The sequence below is a fragment of the Rhizobium sp. AC27/96 genome (assembly GCF_001692325.1).
GTDB lineage: Bacteria > Pseudomonadota > Alphaproteobacteria > Rhizobiales > Rhizobiaceae > Rhizobium.
In genome coordinates, this window is sequence record NZ_LXKN01000058.1 from 1 (window position 1) to 12408 (window position 12408).

Annotated in this window: 12 protein-coding genes; 7 read left to right on the plus strand and 5 right to left on the minus strand. The window is 57.5% G+C overall.

Features of this window, described 5'->3' with window-relative positions:
* Positions 1–563: 563 nt before the first annotated feature.
* Complete coding sequence (locus A6U86_RS27740) at positions 564–782, minus strand: hypothetical protein (protein WP_068398104.1); 219 nt, start codon at positions 780–782, stop codon at positions 564–566.
* A 30-nt stretch (positions 783–812) separates the two neighbouring features.
* Complete coding sequence (locus A6U86_RS27745; protein ID WP_068398107.1) at positions 813–2729, minus strand: hypothetical protein; 1917 nt, start codon at positions 2727–2729, stop codon at positions 813–815.
* A 263-nt stretch (positions 2730–2992) separates the two neighbouring features.
* On the opposite strand from A6U86_RS27745, the gene A6U86_RS27750 reads away from it, so the two are divergent.
* The 7 genes from A6U86_RS27750 to A6U86_RS27780 all read left to right on the plus strand — a co-directional run bounded on the left by A6U86_RS27750 (position 2993) and on the right by A6U86_RS27780 (position 10056).
* Positions 2993–3712, plus strand: coding sequence for a TfuA-like protein (locus A6U86_RS27750; RefSeq protein ID WP_068398110.1), 720 nt, complete (start codon positions 2993–2995; stop codon positions 3710–3712).
* A 378-nt stretch (positions 3713–4090) separates the two neighbouring features.
* Positions 4091–4321, plus strand: coding sequence for a hypothetical protein (locus tag A6U86_RS27755; RefSeq protein WP_068398113.1), 231 nt, complete (start codon positions 4091–4093; stop codon positions 4319–4321).
* A 94-nt stretch (positions 4322–4415) separates the two neighbouring features.
* Positions 4416–6176 carry an ABC transporter permease subunit gene (locus A6U86_RS27760; protein WP_068398115.1) on the plus strand — a complete coding sequence of 587 codons (1761 nt, stop codon included), beginning with the start codon at positions 4416–4418 and terminating at the stop codon, positions 6174–6176.
* 21 nt (positions 6177–6197) lie between these two features.
* The gene (locus A6U86_RS27765) at positions 6198–7529 is read left to right on the plus strand and encodes an AAA-associated domain-containing protein (protein WP_068398118.1); all 1332 of its coding nucleotides are present in this window, start codon (positions 6198–6200) and stop codon (positions 7527–7529) included.
* A gap of 256 nt (positions 7530–7785) precedes the next feature.
* Positions 7786–8043 (plus strand): hypothetical protein, encoded by a 258-nt coding sequence (locus tag A6U86_RS27770; protein ID WP_141683829.1) that lies wholly within the window; start codon positions 7786–7788, stop codon positions 8041–8043.
* Between the two features lie 280 nt (positions 8044–8323).
* Positions 8324–9388 (plus strand): sensor histidine kinase, encoded by a 1065-nt coding sequence (locus tag A6U86_RS27775; RefSeq protein ID WP_068398876.1) that lies wholly within the window; start codon positions 8324–8326, stop codon positions 9386–9388.
* A 5-nt stretch (positions 9389–9393) separates the two neighbouring features.
* Positions 9394–10056 (plus strand): response regulator transcription factor, encoded by a 663-nt coding sequence (locus A6U86_RS27780; protein WP_068398126.1) that lies wholly within the window; start codon positions 9394–9396, stop codon positions 10054–10056.
* 69 nt (positions 10057–10125) lie between these two features.
* Here the strand turns inward: A6U86_RS27780 and A6U86_RS27785 are convergent, their stop codons facing one another.
* The 3 genes from A6U86_RS27785 to A6U86_RS27795 all read right to left on the minus strand — a co-directional run bounded on the left by A6U86_RS27785 (position 10126) and on the right by A6U86_RS27795 (position 12141).
* Positions 10126–10521 carry a DUF4440 domain-containing protein gene (locus tag A6U86_RS27785; protein WP_068398129.1) on the minus strand — a complete coding sequence of 132 codons (396 nt, stop codon included), beginning with the start codon at positions 10519–10521 and terminating at the stop codon, positions 10126–10128.
* 67 nt (positions 10522–10588) lie between these two features.
* The gene (locus A6U86_RS27790) at positions 10589–10969 is read right to left on the minus strand and encodes a hypothetical protein (protein ID WP_244510122.1); all 381 of its coding nucleotides are present in this window, start codon (positions 10967–10969) and stop codon (positions 10589–10591) included.
* A gap of 383 nt (positions 10970–11352) precedes the next feature.
* A complete protein-coding gene (locus A6U86_RS27795; RefSeq protein ID WP_068398134.1) occupies positions 11353–12141 on the minus strand; it encodes a LexA family transcriptional regulator in 789 nt (262 codons plus the stop codon).
* Positions 12142–12408 lie beyond the last annotated feature (267 nt).

The following is a 12408-nucleotide window of genomic DNA, read 5'->3' on the forward strand; positions in this document are numbered from 1 at the left end:
CCTTCACCCGCATAAGGCATTGGGGTATTGCTCGCCTCGTGAGTTCTTGAACCGTCAAACCGAAACCTGATCCTGTCCGGTTTTTAAGGGGCAACTCCACGAATGGCCTCGATGTGTTCCGGTCTTTCGCTGCGTATGATGGTCAAAAAGCTGGCCTTCCCCGGTGGTGATTTCGGTTTTTATATTGTTTATCACAATCACGAGGTGGATGCGCTCGTACCGGCTCATAACGTTTGCCAGATTGCACGTTTTGCCTAGGTCGGCGAGTGAGAGGATTTGATGCAATGGAGCCGGGCGATCACGCTATGGCTCGGCGTGGCGCGAATTTTTGTAACTATCGTCAAGCATGTTGTTCGGCCGGAAAATGGCCACTTAAAATCCGATGAACGAATCGCCATCTTGAGCCAAATGCGGGTTACGGGCCTTTTGGCTTGAGGTGGCCAAGATTTTCCAACTACCCAAGAGAGGCCTTAACCTCTTAGGCTTTGGCTAGAAGCTGCAATTCTGAACAGACTGCGGGAGGTGCCGATTGGTTCGGCACCTCCCGCTAGTCTTTTTGGAGATCAGCCGTCAAAATGGCCGGAATATGCCGATTCTGCGGATGCTACGGAAACGGCAACGTTGACCCCTCTGGTCACCGTGGCGCCGGCCGCGCGGAGATTGACGATCGGCTGTAGTGTCGAGTCCGGTTGGTTGGTCAGGGGAGCTGCGGTCCCGGCATCCAGATCGACAACCCAAAGGCCGGTCTCTCCGGCAATTCCTAGAATAACAACGCGTGCCATGTGGTGTTCCTTTTGACTATGATTTGCTGGTTAAAATCCTGCCTTCTTTAGGCCTTCCCTGTACATGTCCTTGTGCCATTGTTCCTTTACCGGCACGATTGCGAGCCATCGATCAACATCGAAGTCAGGATTGGTTTCTCGGGTTCTGCGTACGAAGAAGCGCGCTTTCTCGCTGTTGCCGAGCATGGCCCAGCTGGCTGCCGATAGCCTGTCGGCCAGGCTGCTGTCGGCCATTTTCCCGATATATTCCACCGTCTCGCTGAACTGCCCGAGCGCATAGCTGGCTCCGGCGGCTGTCCAGAGATACGAATCCGGACTTAAAGGGTTCAATTCGATGGCGTGGGTGATTTTCTCGAGTGCCAGCTGCGGGCGCGAGCAATGGGTCAACGTATCGGCGTGGTCGGCGATCACGTCTGCATAGTGCGGGCTCAAGGCTTCCGCGAGTTCCAGTGCTTCCACGCTTTCATCGATGGCTCCCTGCAGGACTTTGGCGACGCCGAGTTCGCGATAGCCGTCCGCCAGGTCGTCACGAATCTCGATGGCCTGGGTGGCGTAGGCTTCGGCGGATTTCAGCAGTTCGATATCGCCGCGCGCCGTCAGCAACCATTCCTTGGAATAGGTGCGGGCGATGGAACTCATCGCCGGCGCGAAATCGGCGCTTTCCCGCAGGACCGTCTTCATCTCCTTGCGGGCGCGGCGCATGTTCGGCAGCGTCAAGCGATGGAGATATTGTTGCCCGACAAGATATTGATGGTAGGCGGCAGGGTTCTGTTCGAAATAGATCCGCGTCGTTTCGTGACGCTCCACTTGCCCTGCAACCTCAAGAACGATGTGCCGCGAAATATCGCGCTTGTTGCGGGCCAGATCCAGCTTGCCGAAATTGAAGCGCTCCGCCCAAACAACCTCGCTGTTCGACATATAGATGAGTTGCGAAAACAACGAGAGGTCGTTGCCGAGCCCGCTCAGCCGGGTGTCGAGAACATAGTTGATATCGTACTGCTGGAAGAGAGCGAGCTGATTTTCGGTCTGGCGGCTTATCTGCATGGCCGAGTAGGGGGCGATGACCCTCAGACTGTTCAATGCGCAAAAGCCGAGGGTTATGTCTTCGATCAGCGACGACGCCACCATCAGCGCAGCCGTATCGGCACTGTCATTGCCTGGAGGCAATAGGGCTAGCCGCGGTATGCGCAGGATGGGTTGCGTTTGAAGGTCGTGTTCCGAGATGGCCTCGTCGAAGGTCGGGGCCGGAATGGATGACCGCGGAGATGCCGGCGATCTTGCCGGCCAGGACGAAACAAGGTCCTTGCGCCGCTCGAACAGGCGTTTCAGCTGCTCGATCCCACCTTCTGCATCAAATACTTTCAGCAATATGCGATGGGTGTTCTCGTCCGCGGGTTCCGCTTCGAAAAGAAGGAGCGCCGCCTCCTTGATGATAGCGATTTCGTCGGCTGTCGCCTGACGTTGTGTGGCTATCTCAAGTGCTTCCTTTAGCGCAGCGAGATGCCGCTTTTTTTCACCCTCTCGCCAATCGACGAAGGCCCGGCTTTGACAGTTCGCGTTTTCCAGAAACGTCGATTGCACAGCTCGCACCAGAAGCGGAAGATTCCGCGATTGGTCGTCCGAGGCATCGGCATATGTGGAGATAAGATCGCTGGTCAGTGAGCTCCGGACGAGATGGATATCCGTGTCGTCAAAGGTCATGAAGTCCGCGTTCAGTTCCGACTGCCGCTTCTTGATGCGAGAAATGAGCTTGCGCAGGTTCGTGAGCGAGTTGGCGATATCATCCTCGCCCCACAGAAATCGCGCTATGCTTGTCCTGCTTGTATATCCTGTTTCACCCGTGAGTAGATATCCAAGTATCAGGAGTGCTTTTTCCGGAAATGCTACCTCGTGTCCGGCGCTATCGAGAAGAACGACCTCTCCAAATGTTCTGAGTGAAAATTGCATCGCGCCATCTATATTGTTTTACATATGTAACGGCCGCCGCCTTTGAGAAATCTGGTGATTATCGGGTAGATAGACACCGATACGGCGAGTGAAACTCATTCTATATTTTTGCTGCAAGGCGTGGTTAATTGCAACTCGACTATTAGCCGTTCTGTAGTTTCAAAGACGTTGTTGTGTGAAATTTCGATGTCGATGACGAAATTCCGATGAAATCCGGAAGGAAAGCTCGACTAACGTACCGCAAAGGGTATTCCTGACTCGATATGAAAGTCATTTTCGCAGGGCCAACCCTACACGGGACGAATCAGTTACCCGGTACAGATTACGAGCTGCGGCCGCCGGCCAGGCAAGGCGATTTCCTCAGGGCGGTCGAAGATGGCGCGAATGTCATTGGCTTAATTGACGGGATTTATGAACATGTACCGGCGATCTGGCACAAGGAGATCCTGTTCGCCCTTGCCCAGGGAGTTCAGGTCTTTGGTGCTGCCAGCATGGGCGCCTTGAGGGCGGCCGAATGTGCAGCCTTCGGCATGATCGGCATCGGCAAGATTTATGACGATTACGCCAGTGGAGCTTTGGTGGATGATGCCGATGTCGCCCAATCGCACGGGCCGGCGGAGCTGGGCTTCCTTTCGTTGAGCGAGCCGCTCGTCAACGCCAGCGCAACGATAGAGCAATGTCTGCATAGCGGATGCATTACCGATGCCGAGCATGACCGGCTTCTGGAGGCCGCGAGAGCGACCTTCTTCAAGGATCGGACCTATAAGCTTCTGGTACAGTCCAGCATTCAGGACCCGGATCGCGCGACTTTGGTGCTGACGGCGCTGCGGCAGAATCTCGTCAATCAAAAGCTGCTGGATGCGGAGCGTCTTATCGATGTCGTCGTCTCGGCACCGGATCGGCGGCTAGCGGTCAGGCCTGACTGGACTTTCGAGGCGACGAGCTTCTGGAACAGGATGGTTTCCTCTCCTCGCGAGGGTTGAAGATCGAGCTTCAGGAAACCTCTAAATCCTTATGAAATAATGATTTTCCCAACCGTCAGCGAAATTCCGCGACCGTGAGATCCGCAGACTTATACCTTGGTATAGTCGCACGGCACCATCGCTTGATTGACCCTATCCAGCGGCTGTGACAAGACGGCCCTGCCTGCGCAACATGATGCAAAGGCTGATGCAACAACAGATCAAAGAAGCAAATGGACAGCTACCCTAGTCGCTGTCCGGTTGTGGCTCAGTGCCGCATCCGGATGGTCATCGCAACAACCTGGACCGCTATCGGCATTCGCCGGGCGAGCGACGGTCGGGCCTAGCCTGTCCGGCTCGTCCCCGGGATCTGCTCGTAAGCGGACCGAGGAGTGAGCCATGAACAACATCGTTCTTTTCCGCGAACGTATGTTCGCACCTAAGTTTTCCGCTGTGCGCGTGCAGTCCGCTACGACGGCTTCGTCGTCACTCGGCCGGATCGTGCTTTTTCAACGCCCGCGTCTGATGGCCGTCTGGCACACCAACCCTCATACGGGGAAATTGGAGTGCTTCTGGACCACCGAAAATGTTGCTGTCTCCGATGAGGACGACAGTCGGCGTGCGGCCTAGCCCTTTCTTTCACACAGGCTCGCCCATGGCGCCGCGACTGCGGCGTCATGCAGGCGCGCTCTATTGATCACATCCCGTTTTCAAGGGGTTATACATGGTTTTCCTTGCCAATGATCGACGCGAGCGCAGCGCCGTTGCCGCGTTGGCCGGTGCACGCATCCTGCCAAACGGCTATGATCTTGCCGCCTTCGCCTTCATCGCCGCCGCAGGCTATCTCACGCTTCATGGGGTGGGCGAGATGCGGGCGCCGCTGGAGGGGCTCTCGACGACACCGCTCTCGCTCGATCCCGCCTATCTGCCTGAATATGCGCTGCGCACGACCTTGCGGATGATGGCCGCAATCGTTGCCTCGCTCATCTTCACCTTTGTGGTCGCAACGCTTGCCGCAAAGAGCCGCCGTGCCGAGAAGATCATCATTCCGGCTCTCGACATCTTGCAGTCGGTGCCGGTGTTGGGCTTTCTGACCTTTACCGTCACCTTCTTCATGGGGCTTTTTCCCGGAAGCCAGCTCGGTGCGGAATGTGCTTCGATCTTTGCGATTTTCACGAGCCAGGCCTGGAATATGGCCTTCTCCTTCTATCAGTCGCTGCGGACGGTGCCGCGCGATCTCGATGAAGTCAGCCGCAGCTTCCGCCTGTCCTCCTGGCAGCGCTTCTGGCGTCTGGAGGCACCGTTTGCAGCACCCGGTCTGGTGTGGAATACGATGATGTCCATGTCCGGCGGCTGGTTCTTTGTGGTCGCTTCAGAGGCAATCACGGTTGGAAATACCACCGTGCAACTTCCCGGGCTGGGCTCGTGGCTGGCGCTTGCCATCGACAAGCAGGATTTCGTTGCCGTTGGTTGGGCGGTCCTGGCCATGGGCATCGTCATCCTTCTCTATGATCAGCTGCTCTTCCGGCCGATCGTCGCCTGGGCTGACAAGTTTCGGTTCGAGCAGACGGCCGGGCAGCAGAAGCCACGCTCCTGGGTCTATTCCCTGATCCGCCGCACGCGTCTTCTGAAAAATGTGACGGCACCATTTGCCGCCGTGTGGGGCAGGTTGTTCCTTCTGCGGCTGCTGCCGGCATCGAGAGCGGTTGCCAAGGGGCGGGACGAGCGGCGTGTTGTTAGCCGGGTCATCGACTATGCCTGGTTCGCCCTGATTGCCGCCATCGGCGCCTGGAGCATCTGGGATATCGTCTCCTATCTCAGCCAGACGCTGTCATGGGGTGATGTCTGGATCGCTTTTGCCGGCGGGCTCGTTACCCTTGTCCGCGTGGTCGTTCTGATCGCGGTCGCAAGCGTGATCTGGGTTCCGCTGGGCGTCTGGATCGGTCTGCGGCCGGCCGTTGCGGAGCGCGTCCAGCCGATTGCTCAGTTCCTGGCCGCATTTCCGGCGAATGTGCTCTTTCCTGTCGCGGTAATTGCGATCGTCGCAACAGGCGCCAACCCTGATATCTGGCTGTCACCGCTGATGGTGCTGGGCACGCAGTGGTACATCCTCTTCAACGTGATCGCCGGGGCAAGTGCCTTCCCGACCGATCTGCGGGAAGCATCTTCCGTCTACAGACTGCGTTCGTGGACCTGGTGGCGGCGGGCGATACTGCCGGGGATATTCCCCTATTACGTCACCGGTGCGCTGACGGCTTCCGGTGGCTCCTGGAATGCAAGCATCGTTGCGGAACTGGCAAGCTGGGGAAACACGAAGCTCGAAGCCTTCGGGCTCGGCTCCTACATCGCGAAGGCGACGGAAGCGGGTGATTTTCCGCGGGTCATCCTCGGCATCGTCGTCATGTCCGTCTTCGTCACTCTTTTCAACAGAACGCTCTGGCGGCCGCTCTACGTCTTCGCTGAACGTCGTCTGCGCCTCGATTAATCACACATCGGAGAAATGAACATGGAAAACGCTGTCATCTCCAAGAAGCTCGATATTGTAAAAGGTTCGCCGCTGGTTCTGGCCAAGCAGGTTTGCCAGACATATGACAAGGGAACCTCCGGTTCGCTCGTCGTACTCGAGAATGTCGACCTTCAGCTCTATCCCAATGAAATCGTCGGGCTGCTTGGCCGCTCCGGCTCCGGCAAATCGACGCTGCTGCGTGCCATTGCCGGTCTCATTCGTCCAAGCAAGGGCGAGATCACCTTTGACGGACGGCCGGTGGTCGGCCCCAACTCCGATGTTGCCGTCGTCTTCCAGAGCTTCGCCCTGTTTCCCTGGTTGACGGTGCTGCAGAACGTCGAGCTCGGGCTCGAGGCTCAGGGCGTGGCTTCGTCGGAGCGCCGCAAGCGTGCGCTGGCCGCCATCGACCTGATCGGCCTGGATGGGTTCGAAAGCGCCTATCCCAAGGAGCTTTCGGGCGGCATGCGCCAACGCGTCGGTCTTGCCCGTGCGCTCGTGGTTCGGCCCAAAGTCCTGTTGATGGATGAGCCTTTCTCTGCGCTCGACGTATTGACCGCGGAAACGCTTCGTACCGACCTTCTCGATCTGTGGTGCGAAGGCCGGATGCCGATCGATTCGGTGCTGATGGTGACGCACAACATCGAGGAAGCGGTGCTGATGTGCGATCGCATCCTGATCTTCGGATCGAACCCCGGTCGTGTCATTGCCGAAATCAAGGTGGATCTGCCGCAGCCGCGCAACCGCCTCGATCCGGCGTTTCGCATGCTGGTCGAGGATATCTATGCCCGGATGACGGCAAGAACCGGCGCACCGACGCGTGAAGGGCTGTTCCCTGGTACGGGTATCGCCATGGCACTGCCACGCGTATCGACCAACCTGATGTCCGGTCTGATCGAAACGGTTGCCGCCGAGCCCTATCGCGGGCAGGCCGATCTGCCGCCGCTGGCGACGCATCTGCATCTCGGCATCGACGATCTCTTTCCGGTGGCAGAAACACTCCAGCTTCTGCGTTTCGCCGATCTGGAAGGCGGTGACATCAAGTTGACGGCTCCCGGGCTGCGTTTCTCCGACAGCGATGTCGATGAGCGCAAGCAGCTCTTCGAGCAGCATCTGGCAACCTATGTGCCACTTGCTGCCCATATCCGCCGCGTCCTCGACGAACGGCCGACGCATCGTGCTCCTGCGCGGCGCTTTCGTGATGAGCTCGAGGATTACATGTCCGAAGACTATGCCGATATCACCATCAAGGCCGTCACCAACTGGGCCCGTTACGCGGAATATTTCGCCTATGACGAAAATGCGGATCTGTTCACGCTGGAGAACCCAAGTTGAAACAGGCTGTCGGATCGGACGCATCACGGTTGCCGCCGGGTAGGGCGGTGACCGACCCAATTGCATTCTTGAATTTGAAAAGCAGCCAGGTCAGGGCCTAGTGCGAGGATTTCATCGCGCAGCCTGGATGGCTGCGGGATGGATCGTCATGCCCAGAGACAACGAAGAACTTGGCCGTTTTCTGGAAACGCTCAGCAGGAATGGCCGAAAAAACCCCTGTAACGGAAGGCGGCGGCAAGCCCCCAAGCGAGGGAGGTTGAGCGCGCGCCTGGCGCGCTTCAAAGATTATGTCGGATTGGCGGCGATGCTGGCGCTTCTGTGGGGCGCGCATTGCCTCACACGCTGGGCAACACGGCTCTTTCTCCGCGGTATCTTGCCTGCAAAACAGACGCGCGTGCTGCTTCGTTGGGCGGCACGTCTGAACAGGACAAGCCTTGCCATTCTTCGTCGCCGCCAGCGCCGCCGTCTTTTCACTCGCTATGCCGGAAACGACAATCATGACCATCGCGCTTGACCAATCGATCGCAACCTGGTCGTGGTTTGCACGTTCGCGTGTGGGCCGAGGTCATCTGGAGGCGTCACGAGCATCCTGCAATCAAGCAGATGATCGGCTCGTTCAATCTCGTTCTGTCGCCAATAGCCGGGTGTTGGTGAGCGGAAGCCATCATCTAGTGAAATCAGTGCTATACAGGGATTATGGCAGCAACAGCCGCCGTTGTTTTTGGGCTTTGGATCAGGCAGGCTGCCAGTCGGATATGCAAGGCGTCGAGAACGCTGATACGGGGACGAAAGGGATGAGGCGCGAGTTTCTGAAGTATCTTTTCGAGATGCCTCTCTTCTGGCTCGGTATCGCCGTCCTTGCCGGCCTTATCTTCATTGGCGACACCATCACGGATTTGGAGATCGCGTTCGCCGTCCTCTATGTGTCGGTCATCCTGCTGTCGGTACATTCCGGACGAACCGGTGCGATCGCCGTCGTTGGAGTTGTCTGCGCCGTCCTTACGATATTGAGTTATTTCCTCACGCGGCACGGCGCCTCGCAGGCGGGGTTGATCAACAGTATATTGAGCCTGGTTGCTATCGGCGCGACCACTTACCTGGCGATCAGAATCGAGAGGCTTGATGAAAAGGCGAGGCAGGCGCAGTCCGAGCTTGCGCGGATGTCGCGCCTTACGATCGTTGGCGAACTTGGTACGTCGATCGCGCATGAGGTCAGCCAACCCATCACGGCGATAGCCGCAAACGGCAACGCCGCACTTCGATGGCTTTCGGCAACACCTGCCGATCAGAATGAAGCGCGGCGTGCGATCGAGCGCATTGTCATGGATGCCGACAGGGCAGGTGATGTTATCGGCCGCGTGCGCAGGCTCGTCGCGCGGTCGTCCCCTTCGTCCGACATGTTTGATCTGACGGATGCCATTGCCGACGTGCTGGAACTCGTTCGCAGTGAAATCCGAAAGGGTCAGATACTTCTTCGCACCGAGCTGGCGAGCGACTTGCCGCTCGTGGCTGGCGATCGTGTACAGCTGCAACAGGTCATCCTCAATTTCGTCATGAACGCGATCGAAGCTCTCGCGGATGTCGAGGTGGAAGAGCGTGAATTGCTGGTCAGCGCCGCTGCTGCCGAAAGCAAGATCACAGTCAGCGTGCGCGACACGGGCGTCGGCGTGCCGCCGGCGAAGCTCGAGAGGATATTCGAGGCTTTCTACACGACGAAACCGAACGGCATGGGAATGGGGCTTGCCATCAGCCGATCGATCATCGAAGCGCATGGCGGCGCCGTCTATGCCGCGCCCAATTTTCCGCATGGGACTGTATTCGGCTTCACCCTGCCGCTGGGTGGGAAGACAAAGGGGTAGGGCATATGCAGGAGCAACGACCGACTGTCTATGTAATCGACGACGATCCATCCGTGCGTGACGGGCTGGACAGCCTTTTGCGCTCCGTCGGCTACGACACGCGATGCTTCGCCTCACCTCGCGATTTCCTTTCTCACCCCCGATCGGAGGGGCCAGCCTGCATCGTTCTTGACGTCAGGATGCCGGATGCGAGTGGTCTCGATTTTCAGGACGAGCTTACAAGGCTAGGCAATTCGATACCGATCATATTTCTAACCGGTCACGGCGATGTGCCGATGTCCGTGCGCGCCATGAAGGCCGGCGCGGTGGAATTCCTTCTGAAGCCGTTTCGGGAACAGGATCTTCTCGACGCGATACGTCAGGCCCTCGACCTTGATCGGGCTCGACTGAAAAAGGAAGTTGCCTCGGCCGATCTTCACGAGCGTTTCGCGTCGTTGACACCGCGAGAGCGTGAGGTCATGGCGCTTGTGGCGAGAGGGTTATTGAACAAGCAGATCGCCGGGGAAATCGGCCTGAGCGAGATCACCGTAAAGGTCCATCGTGGCCAGGCCATGCGGAAAATGCGCGCCGACTCCGTCGCCGACCTCATCAGGATGGCCGATAGTCTCGGGTTGACCGAAACAGCTATTGGCGGCAAGGGCGGCGGCCCAGCATCCGCCTCGCGCTAGGCCTTCATGTTTTACGAACACCGTTCGGGCTCCCCTTCGAAACCGCTTGAGGGTTTGAACTAGCCTCAATCAGGGGCGTGGCGCGGTGAGCGTGCCTTGATGAAATATCATTTGCCATCGGCCATCGATGCGCTGCCAGATCGAGCTGCGCAGGGCATGCCGCGAAGGACTATCACCCATTGCCGCTGCAATGCTCCGATACGTCACGAGAACGGCATCCGGTGAAATCGATCGGAAGGCATAGTCACACGCAATTATCGGCTGCGAGGCTGGTTCGACCCTTTCTGCTGCCAGACCGGCGATGAGTTCATCCCTGTCGTCATAGATCGTGCCTGAACTGCCGAATTCGACAAAACCTTCGGCGAGAAGCTCAGCAACTGCCTTCGGCGATTGCCGGATTTCCGGACGATGCAACATTTCCTCCAGCCGGCGAATTTCCTCTAGCTCCTCCTGTGCAATTTTCATCGCGCTTGCGGTCTCCGTTTCATCTTGCTTCCAAGTTCAAGTGTCGGCACGTCTAGGGATGGGGATATCATGCAAAGGCGGCCACCGTCCGCTCTTGTCTGATTTTGTACGCCTGATCGCAATCGGCTTTCCGGAATTGCTCCAATTCACCAGCGAAGAGTTCGGCGGCATGACGACCTGGAGGCGTCTTCTCGTCCTCTATGACCGCCGCTATGCGCCGAAACAGTTCGGCCTCGAAATTACTTGCAATGTTTGGCGTGTTTGGTCTGGCCAGTCGTGCTCCACCATCCAGACGAATTGCCGAAACGTAGAACTCGTCCTCGTAGTCGGCTCCAGCAGATGTCAACTCGGCGTGTCCATACAGCAGCAATCCGGTTTCCCAGCGGTCACAGAGGCGAATTTGCAGCTCGTCGAATGAATATTCGCAGGAGAAGGCGGCGTTGTGCATGATTATCTTCCCGCCTGTACAGCCGGCGGGGACGATAGATTAAGCCTGGTGTTGCGTTTGCCTGCTTTTGACGTGTTCGCCGGTTCCATTGGAGCGGTATCGGTTCTAAGGGGCATCGGCGGCATTCTCCCTTCCATATCGGTCGCCGTTGCCTGTCCGGTTTCGCTGACTTCGTGCAAGGCTGTTAGGCTTGCTCGGGCTCATTCCTTCCAGTGCCAATCGGCTGCTGGGAAATTGTCATTAAACACGATAGATGTCAACATATTTTATGTTTATTAAAGTCAGCAGGGACACCAAAGATGTTGTGCATTCATGCGAGATGATATTTCCGACGCCAATCAAAAATTCGCGTGATGCTTCGACTTGAGCGAAGACCGGTCTTCTTATTTGCGGGCAATGTGCCCGCAAATGCGGCCGATGATCGTCAGACGTTCCAGCTCGACCGTGAATGTTTCCAACGCCGGATTGTCCGAGATGATCTTCACCTGTCCGGGCTGCGTGAAAGGTACGCGCTGCAGGCGCTTGATCTGTGGTTCGGAATAGCCATCGCTGATGGCATAGACGGTGTCGGTCGTCATCTGGTTTTGCGAGAGATCGACGATAACGCGGTCGCCAGGCATGTAGGTGGGCTGCATGGAGTCGCCGATCACCTCCATGATGATGGTATGGTTCGGCGAGGCCTTCGCCTCGTTGCGCAGATATCCGGTAGGAATGAGCCATTCCGCAACGATTTTATGCCCTGCTACGTTCCCGGAACCAACAGGCAGATTAATGACTTCGCCGACAACGCCGCTGCCGGCGCCAAGCTTGACATCGACCTCCGGCGTTGCCCCGGCGATCTGCGGCTGCCAATGTTCGCGGCTGTAGCTGAGCTCTTCACCGTCTTCGGCAAATCCGTCGTTATCCTGCTCGTCCGGATCGAAGGAGGTGACCATATTCGGCACCGCGCGGGCCAGCTTGTGCGATCCTTCGCCCGTCAGAAGATAGCCCGCAGTCGTGCCGAACTTCTTGGCGTAGCGACTGGCAATCTCGGCACTGAAGTCGTTTTGACCGTTTTCGTGGGCGCGATAGGTGGAGAGGCTCACCCCGAGCGCTTCTGCCGCCTTCGTTGCCGATGAATAATTTGCGGCTTCGCGTGCCGCCCTCAGTCGTTCGCCCATGGATTTTTGCATTTTCCGACCCTTGCAAAATTAACAACATAAATCATGTTGACATGTGCATCTTTATCAACATAATTAGTGTTTATCAAGATGCTTGCGGCTCATTTTGCTGCAGGCTGGAAGCCAGGCCTCTTGGGCACGGCGGACGGGTGAATTTAGGAGGTGACGATATGCTCGCGAGCAGGAAAGACCGAAGATCGACAGATTATTTCGATAGCTTCTGGGGCTGCCCGGCCTGTCATCGCAGCTTGTCGATTGCGGAAGTCATCGAGCTTCATT